The sequence below is a fragment of the Modestobacter sp. Leaf380 genome (genome assembly GCF_001424485.1).
Classification (GTDB): domain Bacteria; phylum Actinomycetota; class Actinomycetes; order Mycobacteriales; family Geodermatophilaceae; genus Klenkia.
Genome location: NZ_LMQC01000005.1, coordinates 1 through 21,907, shown reverse-complemented (window position 1 = coordinate 21,907; position 21,907 = coordinate 1). Strand labels below are relative to the sequence as shown.

General features: G+C 75.6%; 16 protein-coding genes and 1 pseudogene. 12 read left to right on the top strand and 5 right to left on the bottom strand.

The genetic code is table 11. The annotated features are described in order from the left end of the window. Window positions 1–194 precede the first annotated feature (194 nt). Window positions 195–638 carry a D-aminoacyl-tRNA deacylase gene (dtd, locus tag ASG41_RS05565; protein ID WP_056291134.1) on the bottom strand — a complete coding sequence of 148 codons (444 nt, stop codon included), beginning with the start codon at window positions 636–638 and terminating at the stop codon, window positions 195–197. Window positions 639–1,856: 1,218 nt separating this feature from the next. Between dtd and ASG41_RS05560 the strand changes: the two genes are divergently transcribed. The 4 genes from ASG41_RS05560 to ASG41_RS05545 are packed head-to-tail and all read left to right on the top strand — an operon-like array spanning window position 1,857 to window position 5,345. Continuing rightward, window positions 1,857–2,708: an ABC transporter ATP-binding protein gene (locus ASG41_RS05560; RefSeq protein ID WP_056291132.1), complete on the top strand. Its 852-nt coding sequence runs from the start codon at window positions 1,857–1,859 to the stop codon at window positions 2,706–2,708. After that, window positions 2,705–3,556, top strand: coding sequence for an ABC transporter permease (locus ASG41_RS05555; RefSeq protein ID WP_056291130.1), 852 nt, complete (start codon window positions 2,705–2,707; stop codon window positions 3,554–3,556). The genes ASG41_RS05560 and ASG41_RS05555 overlap by 4 nt, the downstream gene beginning before the upstream one ends. Before the next feature lie 47 nt (window positions 3,557–3,603). Next, window positions 3,604–4,734, top strand: a complete 1,131-nt coding sequence (locus ASG41_RS05550; RefSeq protein WP_200938744.1) for a sensor histidine kinase — start codon at window positions 3,604–3,606, stop codon at window positions 4,732–4,734. Next, window positions 4,731–5,345, top strand: coding sequence for a response regulator transcription factor (locus ASG41_RS05545; RefSeq protein WP_056291127.1), 615 nt, complete (start codon window positions 4,731–4,733; stop codon window positions 5,343–5,345). The genes ASG41_RS05550 and ASG41_RS05545 overlap by 4 nt, the downstream gene beginning before the upstream one ends. Here the strand turns inward: ASG41_RS05545 and panD are convergent. Both panD and ASG41_RS05535 read right to left on the bottom strand, forming a co-directional pair. Further along, a complete protein-coding gene (gene panD, locus ASG41_RS05540; protein ID WP_056291125.1) occupies window positions 5,314–5,706 on the bottom strand; it encodes an aspartate 1-decarboxylase in 393 nt (130 codons plus the stop codon). The genes ASG41_RS05545 and panD overlap by 32 nt on opposite strands. Window positions 5,707–5,715: 9 nt before the next feature. Next, on the bottom strand, window positions 5,716–6,768 hold the full coding sequence (locus ASG41_RS05535) for a pyridoxal-phosphate dependent enzyme (protein ID WP_056291123.1): 1,053 nt from the start codon (window positions 6,766–6,768) through the stop codon (window positions 5,716–5,718). 143 nt (window positions 6,769–6,911) lie between these two features. Between ASG41_RS05535 and ASG41_RS05530 the strand changes: the two genes are divergently transcribed. The 4 genes from ASG41_RS05530 (at window position 6,912) to ASG41_RS05515 (ending at window position 10,889) form a co-directional block, all read left to right on the top strand. Further along, complete coding sequence (locus tag ASG41_RS05530; RefSeq protein WP_056291121.1) at window positions 6,912–8,768, top strand: BTAD domain-containing putative transcriptional regulator; 1,857 nt, start codon at window positions 6,912–6,914, stop codon at window positions 8,766–8,768. Window positions 8,769–8,845: 77 nt separating this feature from the next. Beyond that, window positions 8,846–9,208: a hypothetical protein gene (locus ASG41_RS24545; protein ID WP_082556613.1), complete on the top strand. Its 363-nt coding sequence runs from the start codon at window positions 8,846–8,848 to the stop codon at window positions 9,206–9,208. Continuing rightward, entirely contained in the window at window positions 9,205–10,143 is a 939-nt protein-coding gene (locus ASG41_RS05520; protein WP_056291118.1) for an ornithine carbamoyltransferase, read from the top strand. Before ASG41_RS24545 ends, ASG41_RS05520 begins: the two co-directional genes overlap by 4 nt. Further along, a complete protein-coding gene (locus ASG41_RS05515; protein ID WP_056291235.1) occupies window positions 10,143–10,889 on the top strand; it encodes an SDR family oxidoreductase in 747 nt (248 codons plus the stop codon). Before ASG41_RS05520 ends, ASG41_RS05515 begins: the two co-directional genes overlap by 1 nt. Window positions 10,890–10,895: 6 nt before the next feature. Here the strand turns inward: ASG41_RS05515 and sbnB are convergent, their stop codons facing one another. Together sbnB and ASG41_RS05505 are read right to left on the bottom strand one after the other, a co-directional pair. Next, a complete protein-coding gene (gene sbnB / locus ASG41_RS05510; RefSeq protein ID WP_056291116.1) occupies window positions 10,896–11,912 on the bottom strand; it encodes a 2,3-diaminopropionate biosynthesis protein SbnB in 1,017 nt (338 codons plus the stop codon). Beyond that, a complete protein-coding gene (locus ASG41_RS05505) occupies window positions 11,909–12,724 on the bottom strand; it encodes an alpha/beta fold hydrolase (protein ID WP_056291113.1) in 816 nt (271 codons plus the stop codon). The genes sbnB and ASG41_RS05505 overlap by 4 nt, the downstream gene beginning before the upstream one ends. Window positions 12,725–12,898: 174 nt before the next feature. Here ASG41_RS05505 and ASG41_RS05500 point away from each other — a divergent pair, with 174 nt between their 5' ends. The 4 genes and pseudogenes from ASG41_RS05500 to ASG41_RS25360 form a co-directional block, all read left to right on the top strand. Then, window positions 12,899–18,028 (top strand): non-ribosomal peptide synthetase, encoded by a 5,130-nt coding sequence (locus ASG41_RS05500; protein ID WP_056291111.1) that lies wholly within the window; start codon window positions 12,899–12,901, stop codon window positions 18,026–18,028. Continuing rightward, entirely contained in the window at window positions 18,025–21,294 is a 3,270-nt protein-coding gene (locus ASG41_RS05495) for a non-ribosomal peptide synthetase (protein WP_056291109.1), read from the top strand. Before ASG41_RS05500 ends, ASG41_RS05495 begins: the two co-directional genes overlap by 4 nt. Next, window positions 21,291–21,585, top strand: a pseudogene (locus tag ASG41_RS25365) (condensation domain-containing protein); the annotation flags it as partial. The gene ASG41_RS05495 and the pseudogene ASG41_RS25365, both read left to right, overlap by 4 nt. 11 nt (window positions 21,586–21,596) lie before the next feature. Further along, window positions 21,597–21,907: condensation domain-containing protein (locus tag ASG41_RS25360; protein ID WP_369799988.1), on the top strand; the 311-nt coding region annotated here is incomplete at its 3' end.

The following is a 21,907-nucleotide window of genomic DNA, read 5'->3' as shown; positions in this document are numbered from 1 at the left end:
GGTACCCGACCTGGCGTCGGTGATGCGGGGGCCCGGCCCGGGATCGCCGGTCGGGGGCCTCCCACGGGGTTCCATCCCGTGTGGTACGTCCTGCACAACGGCCGGGACCACCCCTGGTGTTCCTGGCCGTCACACGTTCACAGCAGACGGACAGAGTCATCCGTCACAGAGCTGCTACCCGCGTAAGCGTCGTTTCACTCCCGGGCGGGGACGTCGACCAGCAGCGTCATCGGACCCTCGTTGACCGAGGTCACCCGCATCGAGGCGCCGAACACCCCGGTGGCGACGACGGCGCCCCGGTCGCGCAGCTCGGCGACGACCGCGGCCACCAGCGGCTCGGCGACGTCGCCCGGTGCGGCGTCGACCCAGGAGGGTCGCCGGCCCTTGCGGGTGTCGCCGTAGAGCGTGAACTGGCTGACCACCAGCACCTCGAGCCCGAGGTCGGCGGCCGAGCGCTCGCCGTCGGCGGAGGGGAAGACGCGCAGCTCGTGCACCTTGCGGGCCAGCTCGCGGGCGTGCGCGGCGGTGTCGGACCGGCCCACGCCCACCAGCGCCAGCAGTCCGGCGCCGATCTCGCCGACGACGGCGCCCTCGACCTCGACGGAGGCCCGGCCGACCCGGGTCACGACGGCACGCACCGGGCGATCCTGTCAGGGACGGCAGGATGACCGGCGTGCCGACCATCCGCATCGCCCAGGACCCCGCTGCCGACGAGCTGCTCTCCCGCGACCCGCTGGCGCTGCTGCTGGGCATGCTGCTGGACCAGCACGTGTCACGAGGATGAGGTAGGTCGGGTCCTGGCTTCGACGATCTGCAGCTAGCGGTGGATGCTGGTGTCTCCGATCCCGCGCACCGGACGACCGTGGGCCGGTGGTGTTGCGCGACCTCGACGGTGGCTGGGTCGGCCGGCCGGTGAGGCGAAGCTCCAGGTCCTCTCGTGGACGTCCGGAGCCGACGTCGCCGTCGGAGGGCGGGACGAGACAGGGGTCGAGCTCGGGGCGGAGTCGGGCTCCTTCCGAGCCGGTCCCGGGGAGGGCCCGGTGTGATCAGCGGTTGCCTCTGCAGACGGGGCGGGCCCTGCGCAGCGGGACAGCCGGGTGCTCCGGCCCGACGTGCACGTCGCAGGACGAGTGCGGAGCAGGTCGTGGAGGACAGCTTCGACGGTGGCGGTGCTGACGCCGGTGGCGAGCAGGTGCTGGATGGTGACGGCTCGGTCGACGTCGGTGAGGGCGTAGGTGCGTCGGCCTGAGGGTGCGTCCGGGGCGGAGGAGCCCGGCTCCCGCACCGAGCTGACCGGTCTGGACCACGAGGAGGCCTCGGCCCCGATGACCGCTGCCTGCACCCGGGGCGACGTCGTCCCCGTCGACATCTGGCCATCGGTCTCCATCCGCCGGCCTCGCACCGGCACCTGGCACGCCCCGTCCTCCGGACCTGCTGATCACCTCGGGTCGGCCGGGCCCGTCGTGGTCACGGATGCGATGCAGTGCGCCGGGGCGCTCGATCGCAGGACATGCGTCGTCGGCACAGACCGCGCGCTGCAGCGAGCACCGGATCGACCCGACCGCCGGGACGGAGACCGGGGAGCCCAGGGCGACGTCCGCCGGCCAGGCGGCGGAGGGGAGGCCGGTCGAGGGATCGCCATCAGGTGGACGAGCCCGCTGCCGCCGGCCTCGGTCGCGACCGTTGCGCAGCACATGGATGACAGGATCACCCTCGGTCGGGTCAGACTCGTCCGCATCGGGGTCGGCGGATGCGGCTTACCCGTGGAACGGGGGCTGGTGTCCACCGATCGGTGGACGCTGGATGTCGGCCCGTCGGTTGTTCCCCCGCGTGCCGGAGCCCGGGAGGATCAGCCCATGGACACCACTCCTGCCGTCCGCGTCCGCGGTCTGACCAAGCGGTACCGCGGCGTCCTGGCCGTCGACGGCATCGACCTGGAGATCGCCCGGGGCCAGGTGTTCGCCCTGCTCGGGCCCAACGGTGCGGGCAAGACCACCACGGTGGAGATCCTCGAGGGCTACCGCGACCGCGACGCCGGCGAGGTGGAGGTCCTGGGTGAGGACCCCCAGCGGGCCGGGCGGCGGTGGCGCTACGGCATCGGCATCGTCCTGCAGGACGCCTCCGACCTGACCGAGCTGACGGTCCGCGAGACCGTCCGCCACTTCGCCCGCTACTACCCGGCCGGCCGGGACCCGGAGGAGATCATCACGGCGGTCGGGCTGGCCGAGAAGGCGGGCGCACGGGTCAGCACCCTGTCCGGGGGCCAGCGCCGGAGGGTCGACGTCGCCGTCGGCATCGTCGGGTCGCCGGCCCTGCTGTTCCTGGACGAACCGACGACCGGGTTCGATCCCTCGGCCCGCCGGCAGTTCTGGGGGCTGATCCGCTCGCTCGCGGAGGACGGCACAACGGTCCTGCTGACCACACACTACCTGGAGGAGGCGGAGAACCTCGCCGACCGGGTGGCGGTCATCGCCGGTGGCGTCGTCGTGGCCGACGGCGACCCGGGCACGCTCGGCGGCCGGGCCGGTGCCCAGGCCACCGTGTCGTGGCTGGAGGACGGGCAGCAGCGCACGCAGAAGTCGCACGACCCCGGCGCCCTCGTCGCCGACCTCACCAGCCGGCACGCCGGCGTCGTCCCGGGGCTGTCGGTCAGCCGGCCCAGCCTCGAGGACGTCTACCTCGACCTGATCGGGAGCACCGAGCGATGACCGCGACCTCCACCACGAGCGGGCCCCGCGCCCGCCAGGGCCGGGCCCCCTCCGCAGCCGTCCTGGGGCTGCACCGCGGGGTGATCGAGCTCAAGTGCTTCTTCCGCGAGTGGGACAACGTCGCCTTCACGTTCGCCCTGCCGATCGTGCTGCTGCTGCTGCTCGGCTCGGTGTTCAGCGGCGTCTACGAGGGCAGCACGGTCACCTCGGCCCAGTACATGGTCCCGAGCATGATCGCCGCCGGCATCGCCTCGGCCACCTTCGTGAACCTGGGCATCAGCATCGCCGCCGACCGGGAGGACGGCACCCTCAAGCGGCTGCGCGGCGCACCGATGCCGCCGTCGGCCTACTTCCTCGGCAAGATCGTCATGGTCCTGGTGATCAGCCTCCTCGAGGTGGTGCTGATCGTCGCGCTGGGCGTCGTCCTGTTCGACACGGCCCTGCCCACCGAGGCCTCCGCCTGGTTCACCGTCGGCTGGGTCTTCCTGCTCGGCGTGGTGGCCTGCTCGTTCCTGGGCATCGCCGCGAGCAGCCTGGCCCGGTCCGAGCGCAGCGCCGGCGCGGTGATGAACCTGCCGTTCATCGTGCTGGCCTTCCTGTCGGGCATCTTCTTCACGCCGATCGGGGCGCTCCCCGACGGGCTGACGCAGATCGGCGCCCTGTTCCCCATGAAGTGGATGGGACAGGGTTTCCGGTCGGCATTCCTGCCCGACAGCATCCTGGCCCAGGAGATCGTGACCACCTCGTGGGAGACCGGGCGCACCGCCCTGGTCCTCGGCGCCTGGTGCGTGGCCGGTCTCCTGCTCTGCCTGGCCACGTTCCGATGGCGGGGCAAGCGGGACCGGTGAACCCGTCCCCGACAGCACGTCCGGAGACACGTCCCACGCAGTGGGACGTGTTCTTCGGCGTCGTGGCCATCGGCACGATGGCCTCGGTCCTGGTCCTCGGGGCGGAGCCGCTCGCGCGCCGCTGGTGGGCCGTGGCCGCGCTGGCGGCCCTGAGCGCCTGGTACGCCCGCTACGGCCGGCCGCTCATCCGCGACGGCGTCGAGGACCACCGCGCCTACGTCTACCTCGCCGGTGCCGCGCTGCTGTTCGTGCCGGCGGTCGCCCTGGTCAGCTCGGCCTCCTTCGCCCTCTTCGCGCTCTGCCCGCAGGCCTACATGCTGATGTCTGCGCTGCGGGCCACCCTGGTCGTGCTGGCCCTCAACGTCATGGACGTCGGGGTCGCCTACCTCGGGTCCCGCGACTGGGCCGACACGGCGGAGGGACCCCTGCCGGTGGCCGTGCTCGTCGTGCTGGCCTCGGCTGTGTTCGGCACCTGGGCCCGCGGGGTCGCGCTGGAGAACGACGAGCGCGCGGTCCTCATCGACGAGCTGACCCGCTCGCGGGCCGAGGTGGCGCGGTTGTCGCACGAGGCAGGCGCCCTCGCCGAACGCCAGCGGCTGGCCGGGGAGGTGCACGACACCGTCGCCCAGGGCCTGACCAGCATCATCATGCTGGTCCAGGCCGCCGAGGCCGAGGTCGACCGCGACGCCGGCCTGGCTCGGCAGCACCTGGCCCTGGCCCTGGACGCCGCCCGCGACAACCTGCACGAGGCCCGGGCCATCGTCGGCGCCCTCACCCCGCGCGGGCTGGAGGGGTCCTCGCTGGCCGACGCGCTGTCGCGGCTGACGGACCGCTTCACCAGCGAGACCGGCACCCCCGCGACCTTCCGCGCGGGCGGCTCGGCCGACGGCCTGCCCACGGCCGTGCAGGTGGCGGTCCTGCGGGCCACCCAGGAGTCGTTGACCAACGTGCACCGCCACGCCGGGGCCGCGAGCGTGGCCGTCGACCTCGAGCGCGGCGAGGACCTCGTCGTGGTGCGCATCGCCGACGACGGCTGCGGCTTCGACCCGGCAACCCGGACCGGTGGCTACGGCCTGAGCGGGATGCGGGCCCGGGTGCAGCAGGTCTCGGGCACACTGGAGGTCAGCAGCGTGCCCGGACGGGGGACGACGGTGCAGGTGGAGGTGCCGGTCCGGTGATCGGGGTCCTGCTCGTCGACGACCACCCGGTCGTGCGGGCCGGGGTGCGGGCCATGCTGGAGGGCGAGGCCGACATCGAGGTCGTCGGCGAGGCAGGGTCGGGCGCCGAGGCGGTGGCGGCGGCCCGCAGCGCGGTGCCCGATGTCGTCCTCATGGACCTGCGCATGCCGGCGATGGACGGCGTGACGGCCACCAGGGCCGTGCTACAGGTGTCGCCGGGGTCGAAGGTCGTCGTCCTCACCACCTACGAGTCCGACGCCGACATCCTCCGGGCGATCGAGGTGGGTGCCACGGGCTACCTGCTCAAGGACATGCCGCGCGCGGACCTGGTCGAGGCGGTGCGGGCGGCGGCGCGCGGCGGCACGGTGCTCGCCCCGTCGGTCGCGGTCAAGCTCTTCGAGCGGGCCCGACGACCTGCCGTGGACCTGTCGCCGCGGGAGACCGAGGTGCTGCGGCTGGTCGCCCGCGGGTTGTCCAACGCGGAGATCGGTCGCGAGCTGCACATCGGCGAGGCCACGGTGAAGACCCACCTGCTCCGCACCTACGCCAAGCTCGGGGTGTCCGACCGGACGGCAGCGGTCACGACCGCGATGGCGGTGGGTCTGCTCTGAGGGTGAGACTCGTCGGTGGGAGCCGGTTGCCGGCCCTCACCTCGACCAGGCGGGGCGCCACGACCCCGGAGTCCGCGTCGTCGAGGGCGGCGTAGGTGGCGATGGTGATGACGTCGCCGGGGTGCACCAGGTGGGCCGCGGCTCCGTTGACCCCGATCACGCCCGAGCCTGCCGGACCGGTGATGGCGTAGGTCTCCAGGCGGGCGCCGTTGGTCAGGTCGGCGACGCGCACCAGCTCACCGGGCAGCAGCCCGGCCGCGGCCATGAGGTCGGAGTCGATGGTCAACGACCCCACGTAGTGCAGGTCGGCCTGGGTGACGGTGACCCGGCGGATCTCCGACGTCAGCATCGTGCGCAGCACAGCGGTCCCTCACTGTCGTTGGGGTTCACGGCGCCGGGCCCGGGGCTCGACGAGGCGGATACGCAGACCGTCGGCCCGCAGCCGGGACTCCGCGTCCCGCACCCGGTCGGCCTCGCCCACCGCCGCCAGCCAGCCGTCGTCGTAGAGGGTGGTCGCGTACCTGTCGCCGCCGTCCGGGCACAGGCACAGCGGGTGCCGGGGTGGATGGTCGCCGGCGAGGTCGGCCAGGCAGGCGTGCAGCACCGACCCCGACGACCCACCGAGGGCCAGCCCGGTGTCGGCCAGCACCATCCGGCACATCGCGATCGCCTCGGCGTCGGCCACGCAGCGGGAGGCGTCGTAGCTGTGCCTGGCCAGGAAGGCCGACGGGCGGCTCGCCCCCATCCCCGGGATCAGGCGCCGGCCCTGCGGTGCGCCCGTGACCAGCGAGCCGGGCGCGTCGACGGCCACGATGCGGATCGGCCGCCCGGTGCTGCGCAGGTGCGCGGAGACCCCGGCCAGCGTGCCCCCGGTGGACACCGCGACGTACACCGCGTCGAGCCCGGGGTGGGCCTGCTCGGCGATCTCCGGCCCCGTGGTGAGCCGGTGGATCCGCGGGTTGGCGGCGTTGCCGTACTGGTCGGACCACCGGTGGCCCGGGTGGGTCCGACACAGGTCGCGCACGGTGTCCAACCGGGACAGCAGGTAGCCCCCGTGCCCGTCGGGCCGGTCGACGAGCACGACCTCGGCCCCGGCGGCGACCAGCGCCGAGTGGGTGGCCGGGGAGGTGCGCGGGTCGATGACCGCGATCAGCCGGCACTGCATCGGGCCCAGCAGCCCGGCCAGCGCCAGGCCCAGGTTGCCCGACGTGGACTCCACCACCACGGTGCCCGGGAGGAGGGGGGCGTGCCGCTCCATCGACAGCAGCAGGCCGACCGCCGTCCGGTCCTTGATCGACCCCGAACGGTTCGCCGACTCGAGCTTGAGCTGCACGTGGTGCTCGCGCCCCCGGAGCGCCAGGACCACCGTGGCGGCCGGGGTCGCCGTCAGCGCCGACCCCAGCCGGGCACTGCGTGTGGACAACGGGGCTACCTCCCTGCGGCGTCCGGGACGGGCCAGCGCGAGTCTGCCGTCGACGCCGAGCCCGGATGGCGGGTTGGCAACTTCTCGCCAGCTCGTCCTGCGGTGGCCGCAGCTGCGCCGGGTCGGCTATACACCGAGGGGACATGAGCATCCTGTTCCGGTGTCTCGGCGACCTCGAGGTCGTCCGGGGCAACCGTGTCCTGCCGGCCGGCGGCCCGCTCCAGCTCGGGTTGCTGGCCATGCTCCTCCTGCACGCCAACCACTCCGTCAGCGCCGACCGCATCGTGGCCACCTTGTGGCCCGACCCGCCGGACACGGCGCTCGGGCAGGTGCAGACCCGCGTCTGGCGGCTGCGCCAGCTGCTGCACGGGTCCGTCGTCGAGGCCTCGGGCGTGCGCTCGCACCCGAAGCTGGTGACCCGCACGGGCGGGTACGCCCTCATGGTCGATCCAGCAGCGGTGGACCACCTCGTGTTCGACGACGAGGTGCGGCGGGCGACCGAGCTCCTCGCCGCCGGCCACCCGCAGGACGCTGCGGCCCTGCTGCGCCACGCCCTCTCGCTGTTCCGCGGTCCTCCGTTCGGCAACGTGCCGGCCCCCGGTGTCCAGGCCGAGGCCGCTCCCATCGAGCGGCGACGGCTCGCAGCGCTCGAGCTGCGCATCGAGGTCGAGCTCGGGCTGGGCCAGCACACCCACCTGATCGCCGAGCTGCAGGAGCTGGTGGCGGCCCACCCGTTCCAGGAACGGCTGCGGCTGCACCTCATGCGGGCACTGCACCGCTCGGGTCGGCGCGCCGAGGCCGTCGGCGCCTACCGCGACGGGCACCGCACCATGGTCGACGGAGCGGGTCTGGAGCCCAACCGGGAGCTCAAGGACCTGCACCAGGTGATCCTGCGGTCCGACGAACCCGCGGGTGCCGGGGGAGCCCGCCCCGCTCCGCCCCCGCTCCGGCCGCGCACCGCCCGCGAGCTCCCCGCCGGACCGGTCACCCTGGTGGGCCGCTGCGACCAGGTGGCCGGTCTGGTGGGCTTCCTCGAAGCCGCCGACGGCGCCGGGCCGCGCACGGCGGTGATCTCGGGACCTCCCGGGGTGGGCCGCACGGCGCTGGCCGTGAGCGTGGCGCACGCGCTCAGCAAGGAGCCGACCCACGTCCAGCTGTTCAGCAGGCTGGACGGCGCCGCCTCGCCGTGCCAGGTCCTGCACCAGCTGCTCCGCGCGCAGGGCCTGGCCGACGTCGACATCCCGGCCGACGTCCACGCCCGGTCGGCGCTGTTCCGGTCGGTCACGGCCTCCCGGCGCACCGTGCTCGTGCTCGACGACGCCGACTCCGAGGACGTGGTCCGGCCGCTGCTGCCCGCGGGTCCTGGGACGGTCACCCTGGTGACCAGCCTCCGGCCGCTGACCGCCCTGGACGGCGCCCTGCAGGTCGATCTGGACCCGCTCTGCGCCGCGGAGGGCATGCGGCTGCTGCAGGCCCTGCTCGGTCCGGAGAGGGTGGACGCCGAACCGGACGCGGCCACCAGGATCGTCGCCGCATGCGTCGGCCGGCCCCTGGCGCTGCGGGCGGCTGCTGCCCGGCTGGCCGTTCGGCGGCACTGGTCCCTGACGCGGTACGCGGCGGTGCTGGACGACGACGAGCACCGGCTGGGCGCCCTGAGCTTCGCCGACCTCGACCTCCGGTCCGCCGTGGCCGCGAGCTGCGCCCGCGTGGACGACCGCGCCCTCGCCCTGCTGCGCAGGCTCGCCGTCGCACCGGACGGGGTCTTCACCGCAGCGGACGCCGAGCGTCTCGTCGAGGGGTCCCGGCACCTCGCGGACGAACTCGTCGAGCAACTCGTCGAGGCCCGGGTGGTGCGCCCGCCGGCCAGCGACCGGGCGGACGTGCCTGTCGGTGACCGGGGTTACCGCATCGACGAGCTCTGCCGGCTCCTCGTCCTCGAGCGGTCCTCGAGCGGTCCACGTCGCGTCCCGGGCCGAGAGGGGAATGAGAGCGGACGGTGAGGACAGCCCCACCCTGCTCGCCTACGTTCCAGAACCAGGGCGGTCCTGTGCAGCAGATGTGCGCGACGAGGGGCGACATGGTCGACGAGGTGCGGTTCCACGGAGCTGGTCCGCTGCGCGGACAGGGCGTCCGGTCGGTCGGCGGGGCGGGCGCTGCGGCGCCCGGGGTCCCCGGTGGGCGGACGCTGCACCCGGTGCGGCCGGCGCCGGTCCCGACCGGTCTCCCCGAGCACCTGGTGCCCGTGCTCGAGCAGCTGCTCACCGGCGCGACCGACCACACCGCCAGCCAGCGGCTCGGGCTCTCGCCCCGCACCTTCAGCCGGCGGGTGTCCGAGCTGCTGGAGCACCTGGGCGTGCTCAGCCGGTTCCAGGCGGGGGTCGCCGCGGTCGACAAGGGCTGGCTGGACCGGCCCGGCGTCCCGTCGCCCCGGCTGCCGTGAGCGTCGGCGGGGCCCGCCACCTGGTCTCCGTCGCCGACCTCGGCGACGGCGAGCTCCGCCACCTCGTCGAGCGGGGGGTCGAGATCGCCCGGGACAGGGCGACGGTCGAGCGGGCCCGGCCGCTGGCCGGGCGGGTCGTGGGCGTGTACTTCCGTCGCACGTCGACCCGCACCCGGTCGGCGTTCACCGCCGGCGCCCAGCGGCTCGGCGCCTCGACCATCGCCTACGGGCCCGATGACCTGCAGGAGAACACGGGCGAGTCCGCCGCGGACACCGGGCGCGTGCTCTCGGGGATGCTGGACACCCTCGTGGCCCGCACGACCGGCACCACCGCCGAGCTCCGGGCCTTCGCCGACCAGCCCCGGATGTCGGTGGTCAACGCGATGAGCGCCCGCGAGCACCCGACCCAGGCGCTGGCGGATCTGACCACGATCCTGGCCCACGTCGGCCGGGTCGAGGGCACCACCGTGCGCTACGTCGGCGAGGGCAACAACACCGCCGTGGCGTTGGCCCTCGCCCTGACCCGTTTCCCGGGGACCACCCTGCACCTGAACACGCCGTCCGGGTACGGACTGCCGGCGGAGGTGCTGGCCGAGGCCACCCGGTGGGCGTCGGCCAGCGGCGCCACCCTGACCGTGCACGAGGACATGACGCCGTGCCCGGGGGCCGACGTCGTCTACACGACGCGGTGGCAGACCACGGGCACCGAGAAGCCCGACGCCGACTGGCGCTCACGGTTCGACCCGTTCCGGGTCGACGACGCGGTCATGGCCGAGCAACCCGGGGCGCTGTTCATGCACGACCTGCCGGCGCACCGGGGCGAGGAGGTCACCGCCTCGGTGCTCGACGGTGCACGGAGCATCGCCTTCGACCAGGCGACCAACAAGCTGCACAGCGCGATGGCGGTGCTCGAGTGGTGCGCGGGCGACCGCTGATGGAGCCGGACCCGGTGGGCGCGGACCTGGCCGGCAGGGTCGCCGTCGTCACCGGAGGGGGCAACGGCATCGGCGCCGCCGTCGCCGAGCGGTTGGCCGCCCGGGGTGCGGGCGTGGTCGTGGTCGACCGGGACGGCGCCGCGGCCGCCCGGGTGGCTGCCAGAGTCGGCGGCACCGCGATCCGGGCCGACCTGGCGACCCAGGAGGGCACGAAGGTCGCCGTCGCGCGGGCGCTCGCCGTGCACGGCCGCATCGACCTGGTGCACCTGAACGCGGGGATGCTGTCCGGCGTCCACGACCTCGCCGCGCTCGACGTCGAGCGGTACCGGAGGGTGGTGGGGCTCAACGTCGACGCCGTGGTCTTCGGCATCCAGGCGGCGCTGCCCTCCCTCGTCCGCGAGGGCGGTGCCGTGCTGGTCACGGCCTCGGTGGCGGGCCTGACGCCCTTCGAGCTCGACCCCCTCTACGCCATGACCAAGCACGCGGTGGTCGGGCTCGTGCTGTCTCTGGCCGGACCCCTGCGGGAGCAGGGCGTGCGGATCGCCGCACTGTGCCCCGACTTCGTGGACACCGGCTTCATCGGGGCGCACCGGGAGATGGTGGCGGCCGGTGGTCGCGCGCTGCTCGCGGTCGGGGAGGTCGCGGACGCGGCCGTGGCCGCGCTCGTCGACGGAGTGGGCGGTCCGGTCACGGTGCTGCTGCCGGGGCGGCCCGCCCACGAGCACACGGTCGCCGAGGTCGGCTGAGCCGGATCAGCCGTGGCGGCTCAGCTCGGTGAAGAACTCGGGCACGACCTGCAGGGCGCCGTCGGCGGCCAGCTGCTGGTGCACGAAAGCGCCGACGGCGAGGTCGAGCACGCCCAGTCCGAACGGGGAGAAGAAGACGGGCTGGTCCCCGGGCACCGCGACCCGGCCGGTGAGCACGTCGTGCAGGGTCCCGGCGAGGAAGTCGCGGGAGCCGGTGCGCTGCTGGACCAGGTGCGGTGAGGTCTCGGCCCGCAGGCAGTGCTCCACGTCGTCGACCAGGTTGAACCCGCTGAGCAGCACGTCGGGGGACAGGTCGCGCAGTGACACGTGCAGCACCACCGGGGCGTGGTCGAACCACCCGGGGTCGTGCATGTGCGGCGTGCCGGCCACGGTGGCCAGCACGACCAGGTCGCTGGCGCGCACCAGCGACTCCGCGTCCGGGTGCACGCGCACGGTGCCCGGGGTGCCGGCGAGGTGGCCGGCGAGGCCGGCGGCGCTGTCCGCCGACAGGTCGAAGACGCCGACCTCGTCGAACTCCCAGCCGGTGCCCACCAGGTGCGTGTGCACGTAGCGGGCGACGAGGCCGGCGCCGACGAAGCCGACCCGGCGGGGTCGGGTCCGGGTGCGGGTGAGGTGGTCGGCAGCGAGGGCGGCCGAGGACGCGGTGCGGGCGGCGCTGATGACCGAGGCCTCGAGGCAGGCGAACGGGTAGCCGGTCGTCGGGTCGTTGAGGATCAGCACGGCCGACGCCCGGGGCAGGCCGGTGCGGACGTTGTCCGGGAAGCTGGAGATCCACTTGACGCCGTCGACGCCGATCGGGGCGCCGACCGACGCCGGCAGCGCGATGATGCGCGACGCCGGGCGGTCGGGGAAGCGCAGGAAGGACGACGGCGGGTTGACCGTGTCCCCGGTGCCGTGCAGCCGGTAGGCGCCCTCGACGACGGCCGCCACCTCCCGCTCGCGACCGCGCAGCGCGGCCTGCACCTGCCGCCCGGGGACGACGGAGAACGACGGGGCGCTCACGCGAGCTGCCCGAAGAACTCGACGAGGTGCTCGTTGACGACCTCGGGTTGCTCCAGGAAGCCGAAGTGGCCCAGGCCCGCCAGCTCCACGTACCGCGCACCCCCGATGGCGTCGGCGACCTCGCGGCACAGCGCAGGTGGCGTGAGGAGGTCCTCGGTGAAGGCCAGCACCAGGGTGGGCACCTCCACCGCGGTCAGCCGGTCCAGCCGGGACGGGAAGTGCGCCGCCTCGTACTGGGCCGCCGGCCCCGCTCCGTGCACGGGGAAGGTCATGGCGAGCTCGAGCCACTGGCGGGTGAAGTCGTCGTCGGCCAGGGTGCGCCGCCCGAACAGCAGCGCCATGCCGGTGGTGGCCGCGTACCGCGGGGCGACGTCGTCGGCGGAGGCCCGCACCAGGGCCGCGGTGCCCACCGTGAGCTGGTCGAGGAAGTGGGTCGTCCGCGCGCGGGTGCCCAGCAGCGCCATGCCGACGACGAGGTCGGGCCGGACCAGCGCCAGCTCCTGGGCGACCATCGCGCCGAGGGAGGACCCGGCGATGCGGCACGGGCCCAGGCCCAGGGCACCGATCAGGCCCGCCGCGTCGGCGACGAGGTCGGCCAGGCGGAACGACCCGGCCGGGCCCTCGCAGGGCGGGGTGCCCCGGTGGTCGAAGGTGACCACGCGGTAGCCGGCGCGGATGAGGGCCGGCACCTGGTGCAGGTCCCACAGCGCCGCCCGGCTGGCGGCCGGGGCCAGGAGCAGGACAGGGGGGCCCTCACCCTGCGACCAGCACCGCAGCCGGGCGCCGTTGACGTCCACCGTGGCCACCTGCACGGACCCACCCAAGCGGCTGGTCGGGGCGAGTCAATCCCGCTGGCGACTAGTCGCCAGCGCCTTGTCACGGCCTCCTCGTGTGACCAACCGTCGTCGCGACGGAGGTCGTGCGCGCCACGCGTCGCCGGACCCGGCGGCGCCACGCGGCACCGGGCGCACGGGAGGGACGCGGGCATGGTGGGCGAGCGCGCGGCGCTGGGGACGATCGACGACCTCGTGCTGCGGCGGGCCCGCAGCCGGCCCGGGGCGGTCGCCGTCGTGTGCGGCGCCGACCGGCTGACCTACGGTGAGCTGGACCGGCGGACGGCGGAGCTGGCCGCGGTCCTGCGCCGGCACGGCGCCGGCGCCGAGGACGTGGTGGCGGTGCACGCGGGCTCGGGTCCGGACTTCGTGGTCGCGGTGCTCGGCGTCCTGCGGAGCGGGGCGGCCTACCTCCCCCTGCCCGAGGGGCTCCCGGCCCCGCGCGTGGCGGAGCTCGTCGGGGGGACCGGTGCCCGGCTGGCGGTGACCTCGGGGGAATCGCCCGGGCTGCCGGCCTCGACGACGGTGTGCGAGCTGGGGGACGTGCCGGCGGAGGGGGAGCGGCCGGGCCCGGCGACGGGGGCGCCAGCGGGGTCGGGTGAGCCCGACGCGGCGGCCTACGTCATCCACACCTCCGGGTCGACCGGCCGCCCGAAGGGCGTCGTGGTCAGCCACCGCGCGGCCGTCGCGCACCTGGAGGCAGCGGTGCGGTGGCTGGACCTCGGTCCCGACGACGTCGTGCTGCAGATGGCCGGGGTGGGCTTCGACGTGGCCGTGGAGCAGGTGTTCGCGGCACTGGCCGCCGGGGCGAGGGTGGTGCTGCGGGGCGGTCGGGCCTGGGGCCCGGTGGAGGTCGCCGACGAGGTCGCCCGGCACGCGGTCACGGTCGCCGACCTGCCGACGGCGCTGTTCGTCGAGCTCACGACGCCACGGCACGGCGGCGCCCGGACGATGCTCGCGCGGCATCTGCGCACGGTGCTGGTGGGCGGTGAGGCCCTGCCGGCGCCCGCGGTCGCCCGCTGGTTCGCCGAGGTCGGGGCCGAGGGCCCCGTGCTGGTGAACGCCTACGGGCCCACCGAGGCCGTGATGACCTGCTCGTTCCACCGCGTGCTGCCCGAGGACGGCGCCGGGGCCGGTGCCGCCCCGTCGGGCCCGCCGGTGGGACCCCGCGCCCTGCACGTGGTCGACGACGCGCTCTCCCCGGTCGCGGACGGCGGGGTGGGGGAGCTCCTGGTCGGCGGCGCCGCCCTGGCCCGCGGCTACCTGGGCCTGCCCGCACTCACCGCCGAGCGGTTTGTGCCCGACCCCTGGGGCGCTCCGGGTGGCCGGCTCTACCGCACGGGTGACCGGGTGGTGCGGTCCGGTCCCTCGACCACCTTCCTCGGCCGTTCCGACGACCAGGTACAGGTGCGCGGCCACCGGGTCGAGCCCGGGGAGGTCGAGGCGACGCTGGTCCGGCACCCGGGTGTCGCCGCAGCCTGCGTGACGTCGGCCGACGCACGGCTGACCGGCCACGTGGTGCCCGTCGACGCGGTCGCGCCCCCGTCGGCGGCCGAGCTCACCGCCTGGCTGGCCGACCGGTTGCCGGGGTGGATGGTGCCGTCGGCGTGGTCGGTGCACGCGGCCCTGCCGGTCCGGGCCAGCGGCAAGGTGGACCGGGCTGCCCTCCTGGAGGCTTCCGTGGGTGCTCCCGTGGGCCCGGGCAGCTCTCCCGCAGCCGGGCCCGGCGCCGCTGGGGCGGACCGGGTCCGCGACATCTGGCGGCGGGTGCTGGGCGTGGCCGAGGTCGGGGACGGCGACCGGTTCCTGGGGCTGGGCGGCACCAGCCTGCTCGCCACCCGCGTGCAGGCCGACCTCGGGGCCGAGCTGGGGGTCCAGCTGCCCCTCCGCGACCTGCTCGCCGACCCCTCGCTGGCCGAGCTGGCCGAGCTCGTCCGGGCGGCCGGCGGTGACCCGTCGCGCCGGCCGACGCTGCCCGTGCTGACCACGGAGGTGGTCCCGGGCGGTGCCGCGGACGGGCCGCGCAGCGGTCCGCTCTCGGCGATGCAGCACCAGGTCTGGTACTTCGACCAGGTGGCCAGCGGCAACACCGCCTACCACGCCCCGACCACCATCCGGCTGATCGGACCGCTGGACGTGGACCTGCTGGAGGCGGCGCTGACGGAGGTCGTACGGCGCCACGAGATCCTCCGGACGACCTTCGAGCTCCGGGACGGGCAGCCCGTGCAGGTCGTCCGGCCGCCGTACCCGGTGCGGGTCGGCGCGCGCGACCTCCGGCCGGCGCCCGACCCCCGCGCCGCGGCCGAGCAGGTGGTGGCCGACCTCGTCCGGGTCCCCTTCGACCTGGCGCAGCTGCCCCTCGTGCGCTGGGTGCTGCTGCGGCTGGCCGACGAGGAGCACGAGCTGCTGCTGGTCGAGCACCACATCGTCCACGACGGGTGGTCCTTCGCCCTCCTCGTCGAGGAGGTCTTCGCCCTCTACGCGGCGGCGGCGGGTGCGGCACCCGACCCGGCGCCGCCCACGGCGCAGTACCTGGACTTCGTGCACTGGCAGCGCGCGGCGCTGCCCGGTCCGGCGATGCAGGGCCAGCTCCAGCACTGGCGCTCGGCCCTCGCCGGCGCCCCGGAGCGGCTCTCCCTGCCGCACGACACCACCCGGGGTGTCGAGGAGCTGGCCGCGGGTGCGGTGCACCGCATCGAGCTGGCCGACGACCTCTGCGCGGCGGTGCGGGCCTTCTGCCGTGCCCGGGGGGTCACCCTCTTCGCCGCGATGACGGCCGGCTTCGGTGCGTTGCTGCACCGGTTCACCGACCAGGACGAGCTGTGCATCGGGTCGGCCTACGGCAACCGGTCGGTCCCGGGCACCGAGGGCGTGCTCGGGATGTTCGTCAACCCGGTGGTGCTCCGGCTGGAGACCCCGCCGCACGGCACGTTCGCCGCCCTGGTGGACCACGTGCGTGCCGTCGGCCTGGACGCGCAGGAGAACCAGCACCTCCCGTTCGTCGAGGTCGTGCGCGCCCTGGCCCCGGCGCGGCGGCGGGGGCACAACCCGCTCTTCGCAGCCATGATCAACTTCGACGACGCACCGCTCGTCCCGCTCGCCGCCGGGCAGGTCTCGGCGACCTACCTGGAGCGGCACAACGGCACCGCCAAGGTGGACCTCTCCGTGCTCGTGGTCCCCCGGGCAGAACGCCAGCTGGGTGTGCCCCCGGAGCAGCGCGACCGGCGCATCACGATGATCTGGGAGTACCGCACCGACCTGTTCGGCGCCGCCACGATCGCGCGCATGGCCGAGGCCTACCCCGCGCTCCTGCGCGCCGCCCTGGCCGACCCGGACCGCACCCTGGCCGAGCTCGAGCTGGCCGGCGCCCCTGCCCTCCCGAGGGGCGGCACCCTGTCCGGGGCCACCGAACCGCCGCCGGTGCACACCCTGTTCGAGCAGGTGGCGGCCGAGCACCCGGACCGGCCCGCGGTGGTCGAGCCGGGGCACGGGACGGTCTCCTACGCCGAGCTGGACCGCCGGGCCGACCACGTCGCCGGCCTGCTGCGCGACCGGGGTGTGGGCCCCGAGCAGCTGGTGGGCATCTGCCTGCCGCGCAGCGTCGACTGGGTGGTCGCCGCGCTGGGCGTCCTCAAGGCCGGCGCCGCCTACCTCCCGATGGACGCCGACAGCCCGGACACCCGGATCCGGGCACTGCTGGGCGACGCCGACCTCCGCGCCCTCGTCGCCGAGCGGGACCTGCCCGGCGCCGACGTCGCCGTCCGGCTGCGGCGGTGCGACCTGCGGGGCACCGGCCGCCGCGGGCCGGCGCTGCCGGTGGACCCCGATGCGCTCGCCTACGCCATCTTCACCTCGGGGTCGACCGGCCGGCCCAAGCCCGTGGGCATCACCCACCGCGCCCTGGCGCGGAAGTACCAGGCGTGGCGACGCGCCTACGACCTCGACCTGCACCCCGGGGTGCACCTGCAGCTGGCCTCGCCGGCCTTCGACGTGTGCACCGGGGACGTCCTGCGTGCACTGCTGTCCGGCGGGGTGCTGGTGCTGTGCCCCCCCGACGCCGTCCTCGACCCGCCCCTGCTGGCCGACGTCGTCCGGGACCACGGGGTGGACACCGTGGAGGTGCTGCCGTCGGTGGCCCGGGCATTGGCCGCCCACCTGGTCGCGCGCGGGGAACGGCTGGAGGGGCTCCGGCTGGTGGCGGTCGGGGGCGAGGCGTGGGACGCCCACGACCACCGCCGCCTGCGGGAGGCGCTCGGTCCCGCCACCCGGCTGCTGAACGTGTACGGCGTCACGGAGGTGACGGTGGCCGCCCTGTTGCGCGAGCTCGGGCCGGCCACCGCCGACGGCGGGTGCCTGCCGGTCGGTGAGCCGCTGGAGGACGTGCACGTGGGCGTGGTCGACGTCCTGGGCCGGCAGGTGCCGGTCGGGGTGGTCGGGGAGATCGTGCTGGGCGGGGTCGGCGTGGCCCGCGGCTACCTCGGCCGGCCCGGGCCGACGGCCGACCGGTTCCGGCCGGCAGCCGGTGGTGGGCGCTGGTACCTGACCGGTGACCGCGGCCGGCACCGCCCCGACGGGGGCATCGACTTCCTCGGCCGGGCCGACGGCCAGGCGAAGATCCGTGGCTTCCGGGTGGAGCCCGGCGAGGTGGAGCAGGCCCTGCGCGGGCTCCCCGAGGTCGCCGACGCCGTGGTGGAGGTGCACGCCGACGGCTCGGGGAACCGGCTCGTCGGCCACGTCGTGCTCCGCCCCGGCGCCCTCGCCTCGGCCGGTGACCTGGTGACGGCCCTGCGCCGGTCCCTGCCGGCGCACCTGGTGCCGGCCGTCGTCGTGCTGCCGGCGCTGCCCCGCACCAGCAGCGGCAAGGTCGACCGGAGCGCGCTGCCGCAGCCCACCGCGGTGCCCTGTCCGCCCGACCCGACGTCCCGCCCGCCCGCACCCGGGATGGAGGAGCAGGTGGCGGAGGTCTGGCGGGAGGTCCTCGGGGTCGACGCCGTCGGCGCGGACGACGACTTCTTCGACCTGGGCGGCCACTCCCTCCTCGCCGCCGCGGTGACCGCCAGGCTGCTGGACGTGCTGGGCCGGCAGCTCTCCGTCCGCGACCTGCTCGCCGCGCCGACGGTGGGCGGGGTGGCGCAGCGGTTGCGGTCGACGACGCCGGTCGCGGCGCCGTCGCCCCTCCTCCGGCGGGACCGGTCGGCCTACGCGACGTCGAGCAGCGCCTTCGACCCACCCGCCCCCGCATCCGGCCCCGCGGTCACCGACGGTGCCGGGGCGCGGGCGTGACCGGGCAGGTCGACGCCCTGCCGGCGTCGTCGGGGCAGGAGCGGCTCTGGCTCGCCGAGCAGCTGGTCCCCGGCGCGGCCCTGTACAACGTGCACCTCACCCACCGGCTGCGCGGCCGCCTGCGGCCGGAGCTGCTGGACACGGCGCTGCAGGCGGTGGTGGACCGGCACGAGGTGCTGCGCACGACGCTCCGGGCGCTCGACGGGCGCCCGCGCCAGGTGGTCGCCGCGCGGCTGCGGGTCCCCACGGTGCTCGGCGACCTGCGTGCCGAGCCGTCCGGGGACCGCCTGGCCGCCGTCCGCGGGCGGGCCGCGGCGCAGGCGGCGACGGCGTTCGACCTGGCCGCGGGGCCGCTGCTGCGCAGCGAGCTGCTGCAGCTGGACGACGACGACCACGCCTGGCTGCTGACCCTGCACCACGCCGTCTGCGACGCCTGGTCGACCGCTCTGCTGCTGGGGGAGGTGAGCACCGTGTACGGCGCCCTGGTCACGGGGACCGGACCGGAGTTGCCCGAGCTGGCGTTGCAGTACGCCGACTACGCCATCTGGCAGCGCGAGGAGCAGGACGCCCGGGCGTCCGCGTCGATGGACCACTGGCGTCGTTCGCTGCGCGACCACCCGCCGCTGCTGCCGCTCCCCGTCGACCGGCCCCGGCCGCCGGTGCAGAGCCACCGCGGGGCGCTGCTGGAGGCCGAGGTCCCCGCGCCCCTGGGCGACGCCGTCCGCGAGCTGGCCCGTCGGCAGCGGGCCACGACCTTCGCCACGCTGCTGGCCGCGTTCGCCGTCTGGGTGCACCGCTGCTCGGGCGCCGAGGACATGGTGGTCGGCACCGCGGTCGGCGGCCGTCCCCGCCCCGAGCTGGGTCCGTTGATCGGCTTCTTCGCCGAGACGGTGGCGCTGCGCATCGCGGTCCGGCGCACGGACACCTTCGCCGACGTGCTGGCGCGGACGGCGGAGGTGGTGCTGGACGCGCAGGTCCACGCGCTGCCCTTCGACGAGGTGGTCCGCGAGGTGCGACCCGACCGCGACCCCAGTCACCACCCCGTCTTCCAGGTGATGTTCGACGTGCAGCCCGGGGGTCCGGGCACGTTGCGGTTGCCCGGTGTGGCGGTCACCGCCGTCCCGGTCCCCGACCGCCGCGTCGCCCTCTTCGACCTCGGGCTGTCCGTCGTCGAGGGCGACCGCCTGCGGCTGGTCGCCGAGTACGCGACCGACCTGCTCGACCGCGGCACGGTCGAGGGGTACCTGTCGGCCTACCTCGACGTGCTGGCCGAGGTGGTTGCGAACCCCGGGTGCCGGGTCGGCGCCCGGCCCGGCGCGAGGTTCGACGGGTCCGACGAGCGGCACGACCGGCGGCGGGCGGCGTCGGCGCCCCGGACCCTGGTGGAGTCCTTCGCCGACAGCGTGCGGCGCACGCCGCACGCGCCGGCGCTGCTCGAGGCCGCCACCGGCGCGCAGGTCGACTACGCCACCCTCGACGCCTGGAGCGGGCACGTCGCGGCCGGGGTCGTGGACGCTGGGGTCGGTCCCGGTGACGTGGTGGCCATCCACCTCCCCCGTTCGGCCGCGGCGGTCGCGGCGGTGCTCGGGGTGCTCCGGGCCGGGGTGGCGTACCTCCCGGTCACCCCGGGCACCCCCACGGCCCGCACGGCGACCCTGCTGTCGGACTCCGGCGCGCGCGCCGTCCTGACCGGGGCGGAGGACCGGGCCGCCGTGGCCGACCTCGTGGCGGGCCTCGGTGTCGGGGTCCCCGTGCTGGCGGTCCCCGTCGGGCCCCCCGATGTCGCACGGGTGCCGCCGCCCGTGCGGGTCGACCCCGACGACATCGCCTACGTCCTGTTCACGTCGGGGTCCACCGGGGCGCCCAAGGGCGTCCTCGTGCCGCACCGGGGGGTGGCCAACTACGCCGTCGCCGACTGCCGCGCGCACGGGCTGGGCCCGACGGACCGGGTGCTGCAGTTCACCGACCTCCAGTTCGACGTCAGCGCCGAGGAGCTGTTCCCGGCCCTGGACGTCGGCGCATGCGTCGTGCTCCGCACCGAGCAGATGGTGGACACCGCCCGGGACTTCCTCGAGGCCGCCAGACGGTGGGGGGTCACCGTCGCCCACCTGCCGACCGCCTGGTTCCACGAGCTGGTCGTCGCTGCCGACCGGGACGGGACGCCGGTGCCGCCGGCCCTGCGCCTGCTGGTGGTCGGCGGCGAGGCCACCACCCCGACGCACCTGGCGACCTGGGTGCGTGCGGCACCGCACGTGTCGGTCGGCAACGCCTACGGACCCACGGAGACGACCATCGCCGCCACCCTCGCCCCCCTCGCCGGTCCCGGTGCCCGACCCGGCACGCAGATCCCGATCGGTGACCCGGTCCCGGGCGCGGCGGTGTTCGTGCTGGATCCCGAGCTCGCCCCGGTCCCCGCCGGCGGGACGGGGGAGCTGTTCGTCGGCGGGGCCGGGCTGGCCCGCGGCTACCTGGGGCGGCCGGACCTCACGGCGGACCGGTTCGTGCCCGACCCGACCGGGACGGGGGGGCGGCTGTACCGCACCGGGGACCGCGCCCGCGTCCTGGCCGACGGCCGGCGGGAGTTCGTCGGGCGGGTCGACGACCAGGTGAAGATCCGGGGGCACCGGGTCGAGCCGGGTGAGGTCGAGGCCGTGCTGGCCGCCGCCGACGGGGTCCGGCACGCAGCCGTGGTGGCGCACCACGGCCCGCGGGGGACCGAGCTGCACGCCTACGTCGAGCCGCTGGACGCCGCGGCGCCGGTCGACGAGCTGCGGGTCCGGCTGCGGACCCACCTCGTCGCGCTGCTGCCGGCCTACCTGGTGCCGGCCGCGATCACGGTGCTGGCCGAGCTCCCGCGCACCGGCACCGACAAGGTCGACCGGGCCCGGCTGCCCCGCCCGTCGGGTGGGGGGAGGGCGGGCTCGGCCCCCCCGGCGACGGACGCCGAGCGGGTGGTGGCGGCCGTCTGGGAGGACGTGCTGGCCCGCACCGGCGTGGGCCGGGACGACGACTTCTTCGAGCTCGGCGGCCACTCCCTCCTCGCCGGCCAGGCCGTGTCCCGGCTGCAGCGGCACTTCGGCCGGCACGTCACGCTGCGGCAGGTCTTCGAGCACCCCCGGTTGGCGGCCTTCGCCGCGGCGGTCGCGGGGGAGCGGGCCGCCGATCCCCGCCCGGCCCTGCGCCGGGCCTCCGGCGCTGAGCTGCTCGCCGGCGTGCTGGAGGCACCGCGGCCGGTGGTCCGGCGCGTCCGGGGGGACGGCGCGTGAGCCAGCTCCAGGACGTGGGCACCGGGTCCGGCCCGGGGCCCGGCGGTGCCGTCGACCGCCGTCAGGTGCTCTCGGCCCTGCTCTCCGACGGCGACGAGCGGTTGACCCCGGTGTCGGCCGGTCAGCGGCGGTTGTGGTTCGTGGACGGGTTGTCGGCGGGGTCCTCGGACTACGTGGTGGTGTGGCCGTTGCGGTTGAGCGGTGTGCTGGACGTGGGTGCGCTGCAGCGGGCGGTGGAGGCGGTGGTGGCGCGGCACGAGACGCTGCGTTCGCGCTTCGTCCCCGTCGACGNGTTGAGCGGTGTGCTGGACGTGGGTGCGCTGCAGCGGGCGGTGGAGGCGGTGGTGGCGCGGCACGAGACGCTGCGTTCGCGCTTCGTCCCCGTCGACGGCGAGCCGGTCGCGGTCGTCGGCGCGGCCGGGCCCGTCCCGCTCCGGCGGGTCGACCTGTCGGGCCTGGCGGAGCCGAGACGGTCCGCGGAGGTGTCGCGGGTGGTGGGGGAGGCGGGTCGGCGTCCGTTCGACCTGGCGGTGGGGCCGTTGACGCGGTGGTCGTTGGTGCGGGTGTCGGCGGTGGAGCACGTGTTGGTGGTGTCGGCGCACCACATCGTGTT